19 protein-coding genes are annotated in these 19,235 nt (G+C 30.1%); 10 read left to right on the top strand and 9 right to left on the bottom strand.

Features of this window, described 5'->3' with window-relative positions:
* Positions 1–5: 5 nt before the first annotated feature.
* The 3 genes from ACZ5VL_RS01855 to ACZ5VL_RS01845 are packed head-to-tail and all read left to right on the top strand — an operon-like array spanning position 6 to position 1,584.
* Positions 6–425 (top strand): restriction endonuclease, encoded by a 420-nt coding sequence (locus tag ACZ5VL_RS01855; protein ID WP_464199390.1) that lies wholly within the window; start codon positions 6–8, stop codon positions 423–425.
* Between the two features lie 20 nt (positions 426–445).
* Positions 446–748: a flagellar motor switch protein FliN gene (fliN, locus tag ACZ5VL_RS01850; RefSeq protein WP_464200233.1), complete on the top strand. Its 303-nt coding sequence runs from the start codon at positions 446–448 to the stop codon at positions 746–748.
* Positions 748–1,584 (top strand): hypothetical protein, encoded by an 837-nt coding sequence (locus ACZ5VL_RS01845; protein WP_464199388.1) that lies wholly within the window; start codon positions 748–750, stop codon positions 1,582–1,584. Before fliN ends, ACZ5VL_RS01845 begins: the two co-directional genes overlap by 1 nt.
* On the opposite strand, the gene ACZ5VL_RS01840 is transcribed toward ACZ5VL_RS01845, so the two are convergent.
* The 9 genes from ACZ5VL_RS01840 to ACZ5VL_RS01800 all read right to left on the bottom strand — a co-directional run bounded on the left by ACZ5VL_RS01840 (position 1,581) and on the right by ACZ5VL_RS01800 (position 9,795).
* Positions 1,581–3,032 carry a Ppx/GppA phosphatase family protein gene (locus ACZ5VL_RS01840; protein ID WP_464199386.1) on the bottom strand — a complete coding sequence of 484 codons (1,452 nt, stop codon included), beginning with the start codon at positions 3,030–3,032 and terminating at the stop codon, positions 1,581–1,583. The genes ACZ5VL_RS01845 and ACZ5VL_RS01840 overlap by 4 nt on opposite strands.
* Positions 3,032–3,280, bottom strand: a complete 249-nt coding sequence (locus ACZ5VL_RS01835) for a YfhL family 4Fe-4S dicluster ferredoxin (RefSeq protein WP_464199384.1) — start codon at positions 3,278–3,280, stop codon at positions 3,032–3,034. The genes ACZ5VL_RS01840 and ACZ5VL_RS01835 overlap by 1 nt, the downstream gene beginning before the upstream one ends.
* Positions 3,281–3,335: 55 nt before the next feature.
* Complete coding sequence (locus ACZ5VL_RS01830; RefSeq protein WP_464199382.1) at positions 3,336–4,649, bottom strand: HAMP domain-containing sensor histidine kinase; 1,314 nt, start codon at positions 4,647–4,649, stop codon at positions 3,336–3,338.
* A complete protein-coding gene (gene hsrA, locus ACZ5VL_RS01825; RefSeq protein ID WP_464199380.1) occupies positions 4,628–5,299 on the bottom strand; it encodes a homeostatic response regulator transcription factor HsrA in 672 nt (223 codons plus the stop codon). The genes ACZ5VL_RS01830 and hsrA overlap by 22 nt, the downstream gene beginning before the upstream one ends.
* Before the next feature lie 74 nt (positions 5,300–5,373).
* The gene (locus ACZ5VL_RS01820) at positions 5,374–5,688 is read right to left on the bottom strand and encodes a dihydroneopterin aldolase (protein ID WP_464199377.1); all 315 of its coding nucleotides are present in this window, start codon (positions 5,686–5,688) and stop codon (positions 5,374–5,376) included.
* Positions 5,685–6,302 carry a glycerol-3-phosphate 1-O-acyltransferase PlsY gene (plsY, locus tag ACZ5VL_RS01815; RefSeq protein WP_464199375.1) on the bottom strand — a complete coding sequence of 206 codons (618 nt, stop codon included), beginning with the start codon at positions 6,300–6,302 and terminating at the stop codon, positions 5,685–5,687. Before plsY ends, ACZ5VL_RS01820 begins: the two co-directional genes overlap by 4 nt.
* A 9-nt stretch (positions 6,303–6,311) precedes the next feature.
* Positions 6,312–8,594: an ATP-binding protein gene (locus ACZ5VL_RS01810; protein WP_464199374.1), complete on the bottom strand. Its 2,283-nt coding sequence runs from the start codon at positions 8,592–8,594 to the stop codon at positions 6,312–6,314.
* 115 nt (positions 8,595–8,709) lie between these two features.
* Positions 8,710–9,306 carry a peroxiredoxin gene (locus ACZ5VL_RS01805; RefSeq protein WP_464199373.1) on the bottom strand — a complete coding sequence of 199 codons (597 nt, stop codon included), beginning with the start codon at positions 9,304–9,306 and terminating at the stop codon, positions 8,710–8,712.
* 126 nt (positions 9,307–9,432) lie between these two features.
* Positions 9,433–9,795 carry a histidine triad nucleotide-binding protein gene (locus ACZ5VL_RS01800; RefSeq protein ID WP_464199371.1) on the bottom strand — a complete coding sequence of 121 codons (363 nt, stop codon included), beginning with the start codon at positions 9,793–9,795 and terminating at the stop codon, positions 9,433–9,435.
* Positions 9,796–9,930: 135 nt separating this feature from the next.
* Here ACZ5VL_RS01800 and pheS point away from each other — a divergent pair, with 135 nt between their 5' ends.
* From pheS to serA, 7 genes are all read left to right on the top strand, one after another.
* Positions 9,931–10,926 carry a phenylalanine--tRNA ligase subunit alpha gene (gene pheS, locus ACZ5VL_RS01795; protein WP_464199370.1) on the top strand — a complete coding sequence of 332 codons (996 nt, stop codon included), beginning with the start codon at positions 9,931–9,933 and terminating at the stop codon, positions 10,924–10,926.
* On the top strand, positions 10,920–13,256 hold the full coding sequence (gene pheT / locus ACZ5VL_RS01790) for a phenylalanine--tRNA ligase subunit beta (protein ID WP_464199368.1): 2,337 nt from the start codon (positions 10,920–10,922) through the stop codon (positions 13,254–13,256). Before pheS ends, pheT begins: the two co-directional genes overlap by 7 nt.
* A complete protein-coding gene (aroA, locus tag ACZ5VL_RS01785; RefSeq protein WP_464199366.1) occupies positions 13,253–14,527 on the top strand; it encodes a 3-phosphoshikimate 1-carboxyvinyltransferase in 1,275 nt (424 codons plus the stop codon). The genes pheT and aroA overlap by 4 nt, the downstream gene beginning before the upstream one ends.
* Complete coding sequence (locus ACZ5VL_RS01780; protein ID WP_464199364.1) at positions 14,517–15,341, top strand: 4-hydroxy-3-methylbut-2-enyl diphosphate reductase; 825 nt, start codon at positions 14,517–14,519, stop codon at positions 15,339–15,341. The genes aroA and ACZ5VL_RS01780 overlap by 11 nt, the downstream gene beginning before the upstream one ends.
* Positions 15,342–15,443: 102 nt before the next feature.
* The gene (locus ACZ5VL_RS01775; protein WP_464199362.1) at positions 15,444–17,111 is read left to right on the top strand and encodes a 30S ribosomal protein S1; all 1,668 of its coding nucleotides are present in this window, start codon (positions 15,444–15,446) and stop codon (positions 17,109–17,111) included.
* 9 nt (positions 17,112–17,120) lie between these two features.
* On the top strand, positions 17,121–17,600 hold the full coding sequence (locus ACZ5VL_RS01770; protein ID WP_464199360.1) for a hypothetical protein: 480 nt from the start codon (positions 17,121–17,123) through the stop codon (positions 17,598–17,600).
* Positions 17,597–19,177, top strand: coding sequence for a phosphoglycerate dehydrogenase (gene serA / locus ACZ5VL_RS01765; protein WP_464199358.1), 1,581 nt, complete (start codon positions 17,597–17,599; stop codon positions 19,175–19,177). Before ACZ5VL_RS01770 ends, serA begins: the two co-directional genes overlap by 4 nt.
* The last annotated feature ends 58 nt before the right edge of the window (positions 19,178–19,235 follow it).

Genomic DNA, 19,235 nt, shown 5'->3' with positions numbered 1-19,235 from the left:
AGAAAATGCTTAGTGCTATTGAGTATTCTGTTAGACATTTTTGTGTTGATATACTTGGTTACGAGCTTGAGCGAGGCAAGTCGCTAGGCAAAGATTATTATGGTGCATCTATCCCAGTCTTTAAGAATGGTGAAGAATATAATTTTTATCTTTATTTTAAAAAAGAAACTTTAAATAGTTTTGGTAAAGCATTACTGGGCACTTATAAGTTAACAGAAGATGATCTTTGTGACATATGTAAAGAGTCTGCTAATCAGATTATAGGATATGCTAAAAATTTACTAGTAGATAGAGGAAGTGATGATTATAGGCTAGGAACACCAGAGTATCTTGGCATGGTTAAAACTTTTGGTTTAAGACTTAAAGAAAAAATGATATTTAAAATGAATAATAGAACATTTCAAATCGGATATAAAAAAGCATGAGCGAAGAAAACAAGGTAAATATGCCAGATGATGATATTATAAAAGAAGGTTTATTTTCTGATTACAGCGAGCTTTTAGACATCAGTGTATATTTTACTGCTGAACTTGGAACAACTACATTAAGCGTAAAAGAATTTATGAGATTAGAAAATGCCTCTGTGATAGATCTTGAAAAGCCAGCTGGAGAAAGCGTAGAGCTTTATATTAATAATAGAATTGTTGGCAAGGGTGAGGTTATGGTTTATGAAAAAAACCTAGCAATTAGAATAAACGAAATTTTGGACTCAAAATCAGTGGTTCAGTATTTTAAAAAAGAGCTTTAATGAGATATTTGTTACTTATATTTTTATCATTGCCATTATTTGGCGTAAATTTACTTACTTATAATATTTATGAGCGAGATGAAAGAGTTGATTTAATGCTTAGCTTTGACGCTCCTTATGATGGCAAGATAGTTCAAAAAGTAGAAAATGGTATAAATATATTGACATTAGATGGTGTAAGTTTCGAAAAAAATGTTGATAGAACTTTAGATTCGACAATTTTACAAACTATGTCATTAGAGGGTGCTAAAAACTCTACAAATTTAGTGTTGTGGGCAGATAAACCAATAAATATTCAAGCTGCAATGACAAAAGATAAGTATGGACTTAGGGTTAGGGTTATAAACTCTCAAGGAACTGCAGTAAATAATGTTGTAACTACAAAAAATACAGTGGATTCAATACAATATGCACAAGAACCTAGTTTTGATAAAAGATACATAATAGTTATGGCTTTTTTGATCGTTTTAATAATTGTATTGCTATTTATAAAAAAATATTTATCATCTTCAATAAATATATCTTATGGAGTTGGTAATATTAAAAACCCATTGCAAAAATTTATAAAAAACGATAAGAAAAACAACATAGACATCATATTTCAGCGCCCACTAGATAGACAAAATCAAATCATGCTATTAAAACATGAAAATAGAAAATATCTTATCTTGGTTGGAAGCTCTAATGTGGTTTTAGATAAATTTGGTGCCGATAATATACAAACCAGCGATGATTTTGAAGTGTTTTTTGAAGAAAATAGACAAAGACTAGGTAAATTTTTAGAAGAAAGACAAAACTCGCTTAGTGATTATAAACAAAAAGCGAGCCTTAGTTAATCAAAAGATATAGCAAAGGTTGCAGGTTTTGATAGTTTTTTTATCTGCTCTTTTTGGATATCTACATTTATAAAATTTTCTATATGCAGAGTTTGATTTGATAGCGTAAAAATGGCACCTTTTTCTTCTACTGTTGTTAGAATTTTGGCAAAAGATAGTATAAAACTAAGCCATAAAATTGTTTTAGCATCTGGTAAAAGACTTCCAAATAAAGATAAATCGTTTTTGTCAACTTCTTTTTTTCCATGATTTTTTATTATTAAAGAAATAAGACTTTTTTGTGCGTGTGTATAGCCATAATTTAGCGAGTTTAACACCATATAGCTACTATGCAAATGCTCCGAGTAAAAACCCAAATAAGAGCCGATATTGTGTAATTTTGCTGCGACATTTAATTCAAAAAGATAGCGTTCGTCTATATTGTGAATAGGCTTTAATGCATCAAATATATCTCTACAGTATTTGCAAATTTTTGAACTACTTGTGGTTAAGAATCTATCTTGTAACGATTTTAAACTCGGATTAAAATTTGGTGGAAATTTTGTAAATTTACCTAAAATGCTATTTAAAAACACACCTTCTCTTACGCCTGCACCGCTTGTGCATACATATTTTGATTCAAGATATTGAGCTATTTTTAAAAATATCATAACTCCTTCTCTTATGGTATCAAATCTTTCTTGTTTAATGCTAAAGTTTTTTAAATCTGTTGCTGAAGAATTGCATATCGCAGAAATAAAGTCTTTTTCATCCTCAAGATTATATGAAAAATTATGAACTATTTTTAATGGATGATTGTTTTTTTCCATTATGGCGTTTGAAATAGCACGCAAACTACCGCCAATTGCTATTAAATTATCATTCTTAAAACTAGGGGGTATTTGAGATATTAAACTATCTATAAAATCTTTTGCGCCGTTTAAATTTTTTTTATCAAAAAAAAGCTCTTTTAATCTAACTGTTCCTAAATTTAAAGAAACAGCATCGACAACTTTTGAATTTTGTATAAGCGCAAGCTCAGTAGAACCGCCACCTATATCTATGGTTGTCGCATTTTTAATATTATAAAGTAGATTATTTGCTGCTATTCCGCCAAACTTAGCTTCTGTTTTTCCATCGATGCGCTTTAAATTTAGTCCATATTTGTTTTTTACAAGTTTTATAAATTCGTTAGCATTTGGAGCATCTCTTAATGCTGAAGTTCCTATGCAGTAAAATTTATCACATTCATTTTCTTTTGCTATTTTTTTAAAATAAGCAAAACCGTTTAAGACTTTTTGCATTGAACTAGGCTGTATATAGCCGCCATTTTCGTAAGCATTTTCTCCAAGCCTTACTTTTACTTTACTTTCGTTTAATATATAAAAGCCATATCTACTAGTTCTAGCAAATATAGCCATTCGCATTGAATTAGAACCAAGATCTATAATAGCGGTTTTTTTCGCCATTATGCTTCACTTGATTGTTCGTGTTTAAGTTTAAGCTCCTCCGCTGTTTCTATGTTGTCTGGATCAAGTATGATACATTCTGTTGGACAAACAACTATGCAAGCAGGTTCTGCATAATCACCGATACACTCACTACATCTATCTGGGTCTATGATATAAATGGGACTATCTTCAAAAATAGCGTCATCAGGACACTCTTCTCTACATGCATCACAACTTATACAGTCATTTGTTATCATTAATGCCATTTTTTGCCTTTTTAATTTTTAGTGTAGTTTATACAATAATATATTTTAAAAAAAGCTAAAAATTTGTATATTTGTGAGTTTTTTGTTTAAATTTTATTGATAAAGGTAAAGAGATGTAAGATATGGCACCACTTCTATCTTTTCTATTTTTTATATTTATTTTTGCTCCAATTGCCTCAGCTGCATTTAATGCCAGAAATAGTCCAAGGCCAGCACCGCTTTTGTTTCCACTTCTAACAAATGGGGCAAATAAGTTTTTGCTCTCGTCTATACCACAACCTTCATCTATAACTTCTACTATAAATTTATCGTTTTGTATGTATGATTTTATGGTTATTGTAGATTCATTGGGTGAAAATTTGATAGCATTTTGAACAAAATTTTGAAGTATGTGTAAAAATAAGGTTTGTTGTATCATAACTTCTAGTTTTTCTGGTTTTAAATCAGTTTCTATATTTATCTTTTCTAAATGCGACAATATTTTAAAATTATTTATTAATTCGTTTATGTATGCAATGATATCTATTTTTTTAGGTTCTTCAAACTGTGCTCCTTCTTGTCTACCTATTTCCAAAATAGAGCTTATCATGGAGTTCATTTTGTTTATAGATTCATTGTTATTTTTTAAAGCCTCAATATATTTTTCGCTATCTCTTTGCTTTATAAGAGTAACTTCATTTTTTGTTTTCATGACCGCTAAAGGGGTTTTTAGCTCGTGAGCTACACCTATAAAAAGTTCTTTTTGATACTGAACAAAAGTCTGAATTCTAGATATCAAGCCATTTATACTTTTTGTTAATTGCATAAATTCTATGGGAACATCTTTTGTGCTAACTTCTTGCAAAAACCCTTCGTTTAAATTTCCTAATTTATAGGTTAAAGTTTTTATAGGGAAAAGTAGCATTCTAGAAAGAAATAAAGCATAAAAAAGTACTAGAAAAATGGAGGTTGCATTAACAATTACTATATCTATAAGTATTTGTTTGACAACATTGTTATATGCAGTCGTTTCTCTAGTTAAAAGTAAAGTAGCGTTTTTTGCAAAATTTGGATATACAAGCAAAAGATAATCAAGTCCATTTTTTGTAGTTTTTTCGAAAAAATATTTACTCACAGACGAGTTAAGATCAATAACTTCAATATCTGCAGTTTGAGTTCCAAAATAGTAATCATTGTACACTCTTTTGAAATTTTCTGTACCTAGAGAGTCTATTGATTTAGCTTCTTTTAGCATAGTTTGAACAACATTTTCAAATATTGTTATTTTTACATAATGATAAAGCATTACAGAAATAACAGTTATTAAAACAGTTGATGCAAGCACCAACTGTAGTACGAATTTACTTCTTAAGCTTTTTTGGGAAAACAAAATCTATATCCACGTCTTCTAACTGTTTCTATAGTAGATATATTTAGAGGTTTATCCATTTTTTGGCGAATTTGATTTATTGCAACTTCTATAACATTTGGTGTTACAAGTTCTGGTTCTTCCCAGATAGCATCTAAAAGTTGCTCTTTTGAAACGATCTGATCGCTATGTCTTGCAAGGTGTGTTAGAACTTCAAATGGTTTACCTTTTAGTTCTATTTCTTGACCTTTATAGATGATTTTTTCTTCATCTGGATCTATTGTTAAATCATCAATTTTTATTGTGTTTGTACCGCCAAATCTAAGTCTTGCTTCTATTCTAGCAACTAGGATATCAAAATCAAATGGTTTTTTGATGAAATCATCAGCACCAGTTCTAAGAACTTTTATCTCTGTTTCTTTGTCATCTTTTGCAGATAATACTATAACAGAAGTTCTTGCTGACTTTTGTTTAATGATATCGATAAGATCTATTCCATCGCCATCTGGAAGCATTAAGTCGGTTAAAACTAGATCATAGTTTCTTATGCCTATAAAATATTCAGCATCTTTAAAATTCTCACAATTATCTGTTTGATATCCGAATTCTTGTAATCCTTCGCCTATAGTTTTGTTTAATGTTAATTCGTCTTCTACTATTAGAATCCTCATAATTATTAGCTCTCTTTCATAAAATTTTAAGGAATTGTATCAAATATTAAGAAAAAATTCAAGATAGCAAAAAATCAGTAAACTATTTCATCCATAGCGCCTACTTTGCAATTTTTAAGGGCTTGAGATTTAATTATCTTAATCTTAACAGATATTAAATTTGGAAATTTTATTTTAAGTTTCTCAAAAGTTGCTTTTATGGACTCTTCTACAAATTTGAATTTATGCTTTTTATAAATTAGCTCTATTTCTTGCATTATAAGTGTGTAATCTATTATTTCACTACTTTGATATTCTATATATAGCCTAATTTCTTGTTTATGTTTCCTTTCAAAATCCAAGCATCCAATAATAGTTTTAAACTCAAAATCCTCAATGATTGTTGTCATATAATCTTACTTTCTGCTCTAGTTATCAATCTTTTGATATTTGGAATGTGTTTGTAAATAACTATAAAAGCTATTATTAGTATTGGTGCGTGTGTATTTATGCCAGGCATATCGTAATGGAATATAAAAGATAGTACAACTACTGCTAAAAGAGCGGATAAACTAGCTAAAGATGATATTTTTAATACTTTTCCTACTAGAAACCAAACTGCAATTGCTCCAATTATTTCAAGTTGTAAAAAGCAAGCAAAAACACCAGCTCCAGTTGCTATACCTTTTCCGCCTTCAAATTTAAGATATGGTGAAAAACAGTGCCCAATTACTGCAAAAACAGCCATACTCCATAGGGTTGCTATATGTAGATCAAAAAAGTATCTTCCTATAAGTATAGGTATAACTCCTTTTAGTGCATCACAAATTACGGCCAAAATGGCTAATTTTTTTGCTTCTTTTGAGCCATGCTCATTTAAAACTCTTAAAACATTTGTAGCTCCAATACTACCACTTCCTTCATTTCTTATATCAAGGTTTGTAAATTTTTTACATAAAATAAGACCAAAAGGTATCGCTCCTATTAAGTAAGCTACCAAATACGCAACTAAATTTTCATTCATTTTTATCCTTTAACTTTTCCAAACTAATGTAATTTTTTCATCAAAAATATCACTTTTTTTAGGGCTTATAGCAATCTTTTCAATGGTAATATTTTTTAGATCATATTTGTTTTTTATCTCATTTATTTGAGATTGAAAACTTCCAATAAGCTCATTTAACTCATTGTTTATACTTTCAACACTTTGGTTTGCATAGCCTACATCTTTTTGTTGATTAAGCACTCTTCCTGCGCTTCTAGCTCCTGTGGCAACCTTGCCCATATTGGTCCTTGAAAGAGCTTTTCCGCCAAAAATAGCTCCAAGTATAGATGTTCCTATGCTAATTGCAGCATTTATGCCTTCTGATTTAAGATCATTTTTTTCTTTTTCGAGCTTTATCATTGCCTTTGATAGTTTGTCTTCGATTTTGGCTTTTTCTTTTTCAAATTTGGCTGTTATTTCATCTGTGGTTTTTTCTAAAATCTCATTACACTTATCTTGAAGTTTTATTAAAAACTCTTCTTTGCTTTCATTTGGAGATGAGTTTATATCAAGTGCTGAGTAAAGATAAAGTTTGACATTTCTATAGATATAGTCTTTTAAATCTTTTTCTTGCGAACTGAAGTTTTTTAAGGTTGATATAAAAGATGGTAAAGATGAGTATTTTGAACTATCTTTGGGAATATTTTCTAGGGAAATTTGAGGATTTCTTGAAGCTTCATCCCAGTTTAAACTATCTCCTTCAACTAAAAGTAGCATCTGCAAATCTTTGGTTTCATCTATATTTTTTTTGATATCAAAAAATCTAACTTTTGCAGTTCCAAGCATATAAGGCTCTAAATTTAAGTCTGAGCCATAACTATAAAGTTGAGTTATTTCTGAAGAAAGAAGAGGTTTTGTGTTATTTAGATCTACTTTTTTGTGTTCATTAGCTCCAGCTTTTTTATCTTGCATTAAATTTGAAATTTGACCTTTGCTAAGCGGACCTTTTAGGTAGCTAAGTGCCCATCTTGTGTTTATAATATCAAGTCCATCTGAGTTTATGTTTTTCACTAAAAAATTTCTCTTTGGTAAATTTGAGAGCAGATTTTCTAGCTCCGCTTTATTTAAATTACTCCCACTAATGCCACTAAGTCCTGATATAACCCTATCTTTATCTTGTGCGGTTTGAAGTCTTCCTATAAACCATGTCCCAATGTTTGAAAGGCCTTTATAGTCTAAATCAACTGGGTTTTGTGTGGATAAAACAACGCCAAGGCCAAATGCACGAGCTTGTTTTAAAAGTGTAAGCATTGGAGTTTTTGATGGCGGATTTGAAGTTGGTGGAAAAAATCCAAAAATCTCATCCATATATAAAATAGCTCTAAGTGAGCTTGTTCCTTCGCTTGTTCTCATCCAAGCTATCATTTCGTTTAAAAATAGTGTTACAAAAAACATTCTTTCACTATCGCTTAGATGTGGAATGGAGAAAATATTGCATCTTGCTTTGCCATCTTTGTTGAAAAACATATTTTTTATATCTAGTTTTTCGCCAACTCTCCACTGCGCAAATGATGGACTTGCGATAAGTGAGTTTAGTTTCATTGCAAGTTTCATTCTGTCATTTGATGGGAAAAATGTATCTACGGCAAAAACCCCAACTTTTTCAAATGGCGGATTTGCTATAAACTCTATCAAATTTACAAGGCTAACATCTTGTTTGAGTTTAAAACTATTTAAAAATATATTTGATATAAGCACATATTCTTTTGAACCAATGTCGCTTGTATCAAGCCCAAGGAGCGATAAAAGCGATGATGTAAGAGATGATATATATTCATTTAGATTTTGATCATCGCTTAAATTTGGAGCATTAAAATCGCTAAGCAGTGATATTCCAATACCATCAGAGCTTTTAGGAGTGTAAATTTTAAAATCAGCACTATCTTTAAGCAGCTTAATTCTATCTAGGCTTTGAAAGCTGTTTTCTATACCTTCCTTCCATGTTTTTGCTGTTTTTTCTGCCATTTCATCAACGCTTAGTGAAGCATTTTGAGCCTCGTTTTCATCCATATATGGCAAGAAATCTTCTTTTTTCATATCTGGAAATGTAAGGCATAAATTTGTAAGATCACCTTTTGGATCTATTACAAAAGTAGGAATGTTATCTATGCATGCTTCTTCTAAAAGTGTTATGCCAAGCCCTGTTTTACCACTTCCTGTCATTCCAATTATGGTAGCGTGAGTTGTAAGATCTTTGTTTTTATATAAGTATGGTTCATTATCTTTTAGTCCAAGATAAAAAAGTTTTAAATTTTCTTGCAAATTTTTCACCATAAACTCCAAAAAGCATTTTGGGTAATTATATCAAGTAAATTTTGTAAAAGATATTAAATAAGAGATAATTTGTAATTTTGTATTTTAGAGTGTCAAAAGACACTCTAAAAGATTATAGTTTTGAAGCGTTTTTAGAAAGATAATCAGCTACTCCCTCAGTTGAGCCTTTCATGCCTGCTTCACCTTTATGCCATCCAGCAGGACAAACTTCACCATGTTCGTTTGTAAATAGCATTGTATCAACCATTCTTACCATTTCATCAATATTTCTACCAAGTGGCATATCGTTAATAACAGCGTGTCTAACTGTTCCATCTTTATCTAATAAAAATGAACCACGAAGTGCAACAGCTTCATCGAAAAGAACATCAAATCCTTTTGCTATCTCTTTTTTAAGATCAGCTACTAATGGAAACTGTACATTTCCGATACCACCATTATCTCTTGGTGTATTTTTCCAAGCAAAGTGAGTATATTCATTGTCGCAACTTACGCCTATAAGATTAATTCCCCTATCTTTAAATTCTTTAAATCTATTGTCAAAAGCTATGATCTCACTTGGGCAAACAAATGTAAAATCTTTTGGATAAAAAAATACAACCGCGCCATTTTTACCTATATTTTTATAAAGATTAAAATCTTCAACTATTTTATTATCTCCAAGAACAGCAGGTGCTGTAAAATTAGGTGCTTTTTTTGTAACTAGCATTCTATCTCCTTAAATAAATTTTATTAACTAAGAAATTATATCTATAAAAATATTAAAATAAAATAAATTTGTATCAAAAATTTATAAAATTATGAAAATAATTTTCAATAATAATATATTTAAATATCAAAAAGTTGATTGAGGATTTACGGCTTTATCGCTCCATTTAAATTCACCGCCAGAAATCATATGGAAATGTAAGTGCATTACCTCTTGCCCAGCATTTTTTCCATTATTTGTTATGAGCCTATAGCCGCTTTTATCAACTCCAACTAATTTTGCAACACTATGAATAAACTCTGTCATTTTTCCCATTGTTTGAGAGTCAACTTCTTGGAAATTTTCAAAATGTTTTTTTGGAACTATTAATATATGTATGGGAGCCTTGGGATTGATATCATGGAAAGCTAAAAAATCACTGTCTTCCATGACTTTGTTGCAAGGAAGTTCGCCGTCAATAATCTTTTCAAATACTGTTTTTTCTGCCATTTTATATCCTTTATAGAGTTTAAATTTTTAAGCATTATACTATATTTTATTAACAAATGACGAAGAAGCTCGTTAAAGCATATTATTAGCATAAAAACAGTAAAATCATCAAAAATTTATTCAAAAAGGTCTGTTTTGAAAGATATTGAAGAGAGCATAGAAAATACCAAAAGTCTTGGTGAGCTTGATGAAATAAGAGTTAATCTTTTTGGAAAAAAAGGTATTATTACTCAAGGATTTTCCAAATTAAAAGAGCTAGATGGAGAAGAAAAAAAGAATTTTGCAGCTAGTTTAAATGCACAAAGAGATAAGCTTAGTGATCTTTTAAATACAAAAAAGCTCGAGTTTGAGCAGGAAGAGCTCAATAAAAAGATGAAGAAAGAAGCTTGTGATATAACACTTTTTAACGAAACTTCAAGTAGTGGCGCGCTTCATCCTATAACTATAACTATGAATAAGATTATTGATTATTTTGTATCTCAAAACTTTTCTATTGAAGAAGGACCTTTAGTAGAAGATGATTTTCATAACTTTGAAGCATTAAATTTACCAAAATATCATCCAGCTAGAGATATGCAAGATACATTTTATTTTGAGAATGCAAATTTACTAAGGACACATACTAGTCCAGTGCAAATAAGAACTATGCAAAATCAAAAACCGCCCATTAGAATGATAGCCCCAGGTTCGGTTTTTAGGCGTGATTTAGATTTAACTCATACGCCTATGTTTCATCAAGTTGAAGGACTAGTTATTGAAAATGGTAATGGTGTAAGTTTTGCTAATTTAAAATATATGCTAGAGGATTTTTTAATACATATGTTTGGTGACGTTAAGGTTAGATTTCGCCCTAGCTTTTTTCCTTTTACAGAGCCTTCAACTGAAGTTGATATAAGTTGTATTTTTTGTGGCGGAAAAGGTTGTAGAGTATGCTCAAATAGTGGTTGGCTAGAGGTTTTGGGAAGTGGGATAGTTGATCCTAATGTATTTGAGTTTGTTGGATATAAGGATGTGAGTGGATATGCATTTGGTCTTGGGGTCGAGAGGTTTGCCATGCTTTTACACCAAGTGCCAGACTTAAGAAGTATGTTTGAGGGAGATTTAAGACTTTTGGAGCAGTTTAGATGGTAGTAACTAGAAATTGGTTAAATGAGTGGATAGATTTAAGCGAAGTTAGCAATGAGTTGCTATTAAAAACTTTAAACTCTATAGGTCTAGAAGTTGATAGTTTTAAAGAAGTTAGAATTCCATCAAAAATAGTCGTAGGATATGTAAAAAGTCGTTCAAAACATGAAAATTCAGATCATTTAAATGTTTGCGAGGTTGATGTTGGAAGTGAAATTTTAACTATAGTTTGTGGTGCAGGCAATGTTGAGCCAGGTCAGTTTGTGCCAGTTGCGATGGTGGGCGCAATTATGCCAAATGGTATGGAGATAAAAAATGCAAAATTAAGAGGTGTTGCTAGTAGTGGCATGATATGCTCATCAACAGAGCTTGGCATGCCAAAAATAAATGATGGTATAATGCCTCTAGATGCAAGTATTGGAGAGCTAAAACTTGGAAATGAGTTAAGTAATTATCCTCTTATAAATGATGATATTATAGAGATAGATTTAACCGCAAATAGAGGGGATTGTTTAAGTATTTACGGAGTTGCTAGAGATTTATCTGCTGCACTAGACATACCACTAAAAGAAATTGACCTTTATGAAGATGGTGAAAATTTGCTGGGAATTGGTAGAATTTTAAGCATCAAAACTGATGAAAAACCAATTTCAAATTTTCAGTATAAAGCCATAAAATTAAATAGTGAACTTGAAGAAAAATTAATTTTAAAAATAAGATTAGCTTATATTGATGTTAAAAAAGATGATATGGTTCAAAAAATCATATCTTATGCTACACACACAACTGGTGTTTTATTTAGGGCATATGATTTTGATAAAATCGCAAATGGTAATGAAAAAATTACTTTAGATATTGCAAAAGATAGTATTACTGGTGCTAGTGTTGTAAAGATTGATGATACTAGGCTTAGCAAAGCTGGAATTTATCAAACTGAAGCTGGACTTACTGATAAACATAGTAAAACCATTATTCTAGAGGCAAACTATACAGATCCAACGTTAATATCAAAAATCACTTATGAAAATAAAAATCTCAGAAAAGACGAGCATCTTTATAGATCAAGTAGAGGTAGTGAGCCTGATTTAGATTTTGGATTTAGTTATCTTTTTAAATTTTTTAGTAACTTTGATGGTATTTCTATATATGCTGGTTCGCAACATGTAAATAATGAAATTCCTCAAAAAATGGTAAACATAAATATAGCTGATCAAAATAGCATGATTGGCATACAACTAGAAAAAAATGAGGCTTTGAAAATTTTAAAAAGGCTTGGTTTTGAAGTAACATCTAGTGCGGAACAAAAATTTTTAAATGTAAAAATTCCTATTTTTAGACATGATATAGACAATTCTCATGATATTTGTGAAGAGATAGTAAGAATCATAGGTGTTGATAATATAAAATCTAAACCCTTGGAATTTAGAGAGAAAAATAGACTAAATGCTGTTTTTTATAACTATCAAAATACAAAAATTATTAAAGATAGGGCAGTATCAAATGGATTTTTTGAATGCATGCATTATGTTTTTGACAATAAAGAAGAGCTTATAAATTTAGGCTTTAAAGAGTGTAAATTAAAATTAGCAAATCCAATAAATAATGAATTAAATATGTTAAGACCAACTCTTATTAATCATCTTTTAAATTCATCCTCAAGAAATATAAAAAACTCTAAAAAATCAATTAGACTTTTTGAGATAGGTGAAGTTTTTGATGAAAATGCTAAACAGAGCTTAAATTTAGCGTTTTTAGTTTCTGGATTAAGGAATGAGCCTGGTTTGTTAAACGGCCCAAAAGGGAAAGATATAGATTTTATGGAATTTGCAAACAGGATTCAAAACTGTATTGGAAAAATGCATATAGAAGTTAGTAGTGATTTGGCTTTTTTAAATAAATTTGAACAAGGCAAAATTTATCAAAATGGTGTCTGTATAGGTTATATAGGTAGATTAAATTTGGCTGTAGAGCAAAAAATGGATTTGCCAAAAACATATATTTGTGAAATAGAGTTTTACAAACTTAAGTTTGAGAAAATAATAGCAAAAGAGTACTCAAAAATGCCAAGCATAAGTAGAGATTTAAGCTTGGTTGTGTCTAATTCTATGCATTATAAAGATATAAAAAACTGTATAAACTCTATAAATGTAGAAGATTTAAAAGATTTTATGCCTATTGATATATACAAAGATGAAACACTAAAAGATAGCTTTAGTTTAAGTATTAAATTTATCTTCCAAAATATGGAAAATACATTAAAAGATGATGAAATAGCTAGTAGAATGCAAAAGATTTTAGATGTTTTAAAAGAAAAACTAGGCTTAGAAATAAGATGAAGATTATAGCATCACTTGAACCAATAAAAGCTAGCATTGATCAGATTTCTCCAGATAAATCAATATCTCATAGATGCGCTATATTTACGCTTTTAAGTGATCAAACAAGCACTATAAAAAATTATTTAAAGGCGGAAGATACACTAAATACACTTAAGATTGTAGAAAAACTGGGTGCCAAAGTTGAGATAAGTGATGATGAAATAAAAATAACACCGCCTAAAGAGATTGTCGAACCAAACTGTATTTTGGAGTGTGGAAACTCTGGAACTACGATGAGAATTTTGATGGGATTTTTAGCTAGTATAGATGGTTTTTTTGTTTTAAGTGGTGATAAATATCTAAATTCAAGACCCATGAAAAGAGTTAGTGCACCACTTAGCAAAGTAGGAGCGCAAATTTATGGTAGAGAAGGCGGAAATTTAGCTCCACTTTGCATAAAAGGAACGAAACTAGATTTTTTTAAATTTAATAGTAAGATAGCCTCAGCGCAAGTAAAAACAGCTCTTATTTTAGCTGGTCTTAATTCAAACGGTTGTGAGTTAAGTGAGCCAGAGTTAAGTAGAGATCATAGTGAAAAGATGCTCGCATTAATGGGTGCAGACATTAGCTCACATAATCTAAATATAAGCGTTAAACCACTTTTAAAGCCGTTAAAACCATTAAATATAAATGTAGCAAATGATCCAAGTTCTGCTTTTTATTTTGCACTTTTAGCCGCTATTATCCCAAAATCGCATATAATTTTAAAAAATGTAATCTTAAATAAAACAAGAACAAGTGCTTATGAGGTTTTAAAAAGCATGGGGGCTATTGTAAACTTTATAGAAAAAGAAAACTCATATGACCAAATAGGCGATATAGAGGTAAAATACTCTACTCTAAATGCAATAACCGTAAATAAAAACACATCTTGGCTTATAGATGAAGCACCTGCACTTGCAATAGCTTTTGCTTGTGCAAACGGAAAAAGCGTTTTAAGAAATGCAGCTGAGCTTAGAGTAAAAGAGTGTGATAGAATCGCTGTAATGGTTGAGGGTCTTAAAACTTGCGGAATTGAGGCAAAAGAACTTGATGATGGTTTTGAGATAGTTGGTGGAAATCCAAACGCTGCTATAATTGAACCAAGCGGTGATCATAGAATCGCCATGAGCTTTGCTATTTTGGGTCTAAAATGCGGAATGATTATAGAAAATAGCGAATGCATAAATACATCTTTTCCATCATTTTCTCAAATTTTAAGAGATATTGGAGTTAGAGTTGAAGATTGAACTTGCTAAGAGTTGTGGATTTTGTTTTGGCGTAAAAAGAGCTATACAATTAGCTGAAAATTCTCCTAATTCTTCAACAATTGGAGAACTTATACACAATAATGAAGAAATAAATAGATTAAAAGACAAGTTTGGAGTAAAAACACTTGATAACATTAATCAATTAAGTGATGAAAAAAAGGTAATTATAAGAACTCACGGCATAACAAAAGATAATTTAGATATTTTAAGGCGAAGAAATCTAGAGCTTATTGATGCAACTTGTCCCTATGTAACAAAGCCTCAAAAAATTGTAGAAAAAATGAGCGATGAAGGGTATGATATAGTTATTTTTGGAGATGAAAATCATCCAGAAGTAAAAGGTGTTAAATCTTATGCAAAAGGCAATGTATATGTTATATTGAATATAGATGAAATATCAAAACTTTCCCTTCATAATAAAGTTGCAATAATTTCTCAAACTACAAAAAAGATAGAAAATTTTAAGAAAATTGTCGCTGCCGTTATGGAAAAATCAAAAGAAACCAGAGTATTTAATACAATTTGTAATGCAACGCTTGATAATCAAAAAGCTGTTGAAGAACTTGCCAAAAAATCTGATATTATGATTATAATAGGCGGTAAAAATTCATCAAATACAAAACAACTTTTTATAATTTCTAAACAGTTTTGTGAAGATAGCTATCTTATAGAAAATGAGTCTGAACTTGATGAAAAATGGTTTAGAAATAAGAATTTGTGCGGAGTTAGTGCTGGGGCTAGTACTCCTGATTGGATTATACAAAGTATTATAAAAGTATTAGAAAAGTTTTAAATTTACATTTAAGTCAAAAAACAATTAATATGAAAATAAGCTATTTTTAAGTATAATCTTGGATATTCTAAAAATATGTAAAAATTACAACAAAGGAAGACGATGGCTGAGGTGAACGATAAGGTTCAAAACGATATTTTTGAGGACGATGATTTAGATTTTGCTACTATGTTAGAGGAATCTTTTAAACAATCAAACGATACTGTATGTAGCGGTGTTGTAGTTGCTATAAAAGGCGATGAAATTTTTCTTAACATTGGAAAGAAATCTGAAGGCATTTTAAACGCTAGTGAGTTAAAAAATGAAAAAGACGAGCTAGATGTCAAAGAGGGCGATGAGATAAAAGTAATAATAACTGGGTATAGAAATGGAAAACCAATAGTATCTCATAAGAAAGCTATTCGCAAAGAGAAAGTAAAAGAATTTATAGACAGCTATGATGAAAATGCTGAAAATATGGTTGATGTAAAAATTATATCTAAAAATAAAGGTGGCTTTGTTGCTCAAAACAAAGATGGAGTTGAGTTTTTCCTACCTAGATCTCAAAGTGGATTTAAAGATGTAAATGTGATAGGTAAGACATTATCTGCAAAAGTTATAAAAGTAAATCCAGAAGATCAAAGTATAGTTATTTCAAGACGCAAGATTATGGAAGAAGATAAGAAAAAGAAAAAAGAGATAATTGGCTCTATTTTGGAAAATGATAATGTACTTGAAGGAACTGTTAAAAAAATCACAACTTATGGGATGTTTGTAGATGTTGGAGGAGTTGATGGGCTTGTGCACTATAGTGAAATTAGCTATAAAGGTCCAGTAAATCCTAAAACATTATATAAAGAAGGCGATAAAGTTTTAGTAAAAGTTACAAAATATGACAATGAGAAACATCATCTTTCGTTATCTATAAAAGCTGCTATGCCTGATCCTTGGGATGAGATAAAAGATAGCCTAGATGTTGGTGATACTATAAAAGTTTTAGTTAGTAATATAGAGCCATACGGGGCATTTGTTGATCTTGGAAACGATATAGAAGGATTTTTACATATAAGCGAAATTTCTTGGGATAAAAATATAAAAAATCCAAAAGATTTTATTAGCGAAGGGCAAGAAATTGATGTAGAAGTTATTGAAATAGATGCAAACGATAGAAGACTTAGAGTTTCTTTAAAAAATATGCTTTCTAAACCATTTGATGATTTTATGTCAAAATTTAAAGAAGGAGATATCGTAAAAGGTGTTATAACAACGATAACAAATTTTGGTGCTTTTATAAAAATTGATGCACTTGAAGGGCTTTTACATAATGAAGATGCATCTTGGGATAGAAATTTAAAATGTAAAGATCTTTTTAAAATAGGCGAAGAATTAGAGGTTAAAATTATTAAAATAGACAAAGATAATGAAAAAATATCCCTTTCTTTAAAAGATTTAACAAGTAGTCCTGTTTGCAAATATGCTAAAAAACATAATGTTGGAGATATAGTTACTGGAACTATAAGAGATATTAAAGATTTTGGTATTTTTGTAAATTTAGAAGATGATGTTGATGCTCTTATTAGAAATGAAGATATAGGTTCTGGTTTAGATGTTTCAAGTCTAAAAGTGGGAGATAGTATAGAATCAGCTATTGCTTTTATAGATGAGAAAAAAAATAGAGTCAGACTTAGTATAAAACGCCTTTCAAAACAAAAGGAAAGAGAAGTTCTAAAAGAGATAAACGATAGTGATAGTTTTAATTTAGGTGATATTATTAAAGATCAACTATCATAATAGATTCTAATGAAAAAAAAACTATTAACATTTGGCATTATTTCTTTTTTAGCTATTTTGTTATTAGTTTTTGGTTTTTATTTATGGAGATATGCAAATACAAGTTTATTTGTAGATGCAAACTCCACTATTGATTCAAATAATAAATTTTTACAGCCTGAGCAAAAAAAACCTTTATCTTGGATTGAAGAATTCGCAAATAGAAAAAGCAGTGATTATGCTCTTCCGACAAATAAGGTTTATATAAAAGTTGGTAACCCAAAAAATCTAAGTAAGATTACTCAACTTATCATAGATAAAAATAGTTTTTATTCTATGTTTTGTGTCTCTCAAACTCTTAAACGATTGGGTGTAGAATTTAGTGTTTTAAAAGATGAAACGCAAAATTTAATCTATTTATACACTGGAGATAAAGAGTTACTACAAAACATTATATCTAATCTAAAAACATACGATATAAATTCTGAAACAAAGGAAATTGTGTTATGAAAACTGTAGTTGTGTGTGATGCTATTCATCAAAAAGGTTTTGAGTTTTTAGAAAAAGAAGATGATATTCAAGTAATAGATGCTACAAAAATAGCAAAAGATGAACTTTTAAAAGTAATAGAACATGCCGATATTGCAATAACAAGAAGTCCAACAGAAGTTGATAGTACTTTTTTAAATGCTGGTAAAAATTTAACAGCTATAGTAAGAGCAGGCGTAGGTGTCGATAATGTAGACATAGATGGTGCTTCAAAAAAAGGTATCATTATAATGAATGTTCCCACAGCAAATACTATAGCAGCTGTTGAAATGACAATGTGTCATCTTTTAAACTGTAGTAGAAAATTCATAAATTCAAGCAATGATCTTAAAATAAATAGAACATGGAAACGTGAAAAATGGTACGGGATTGAGCTTTTTGGAAAAACTCTTGGCGTTATAGGTTTTGGAAATATTGGTTCAAGAGTGGCACAAAGAGCACTTTCTTTTGGAATGAATATTATAGCTTATGATCCATATATAGATCCAGCTAAAGTTACAAGTATGGGTGGAGCTTATACTGAAAATTTAGACGATATTCTTAAAAATTCAGATTTTATAACTATACACACACCAAAAACAAATGAAACAATTGATATTATATCAGATAAAGAGCTTGAAAAATTAAAAGATGGTGTTAGGCTCATTAACTGCGCAAGAGGTGGTCTTTATAATGAGAAAATGCTAGAAAAGGGTTTAAAAAGTGGAAAAATAGCATATCTTGGTATAGATGTACTTGATAAAGAGCCAGCAACTGATCACGCATTATTAGAATTTGAAAATGTAAGTGCTACTCCACATCTTGGTGCAAATACATATGAATCTCAAGAAAAGATAGCCATAGCTGCAGCAGAGCAAGCTATAAGCGCCGCAAGGGGCGTAAGTTATCCAAATGCATTAAATTTACCTATTAAAAAAGACAGTATTCCTGATTTTGTTGTGCCTTATATGGAGCTTATTTCAAAAATGGCTTATTTTGGCGCTCAAATATCAAATGGATCTATAAGAGAGATTAAACTTAAAACAGAGGGTGATATCGGCGAATATGCTAACTCAATGCTTATTTTTGCTATAGTTGGAGCATTAAAAAATATTTTAGGCGATCACATTAACTATGTAAATGCTAAATTTGTTGCAGAAGAAAAAGAGATAAAAACTTCAGTTGAAACTCTTGATGAAAAAGATTATAAAAACAGAGCAACTGTTTCTTTGGTTACTCAAAATGGAATTACTGAAATTTCAGGAACAGTATTTTCTCATGCAGAACAAAGAATAGTAAGCATTAATGGCTTTAAAACGGACTTCAAGCCAAAAGGTAAAATGATAGTATTTAAAAATGAAGATGTCCCGGGGGTTATTATGTCTGTAGCTTCTATACTAAAAGATGCAAACATAAATATAGCAGATTTTAGACTAGGTAGAGGCGAGGAAGATTATGCTTTAGCTGTCATACTAGTTGATCAAAATATTAGTAAGGACATTATTGCTAAAATTAATGATTTATCAAACTGTGTTTGGGCACATTATGCAGTTATATAGTAATTTTAGTTTAAGAAAAATATAGTATAATTAGAGCTTTTATTATTTATATATAAAA

The organism is Campylobacter sp. GTC17093 (assembly GCF_055397635.1).
Note: the sequence above shows the minus strand (reverse complement) of the source record. Positions and strands in the feature narration are given on the sequence as shown.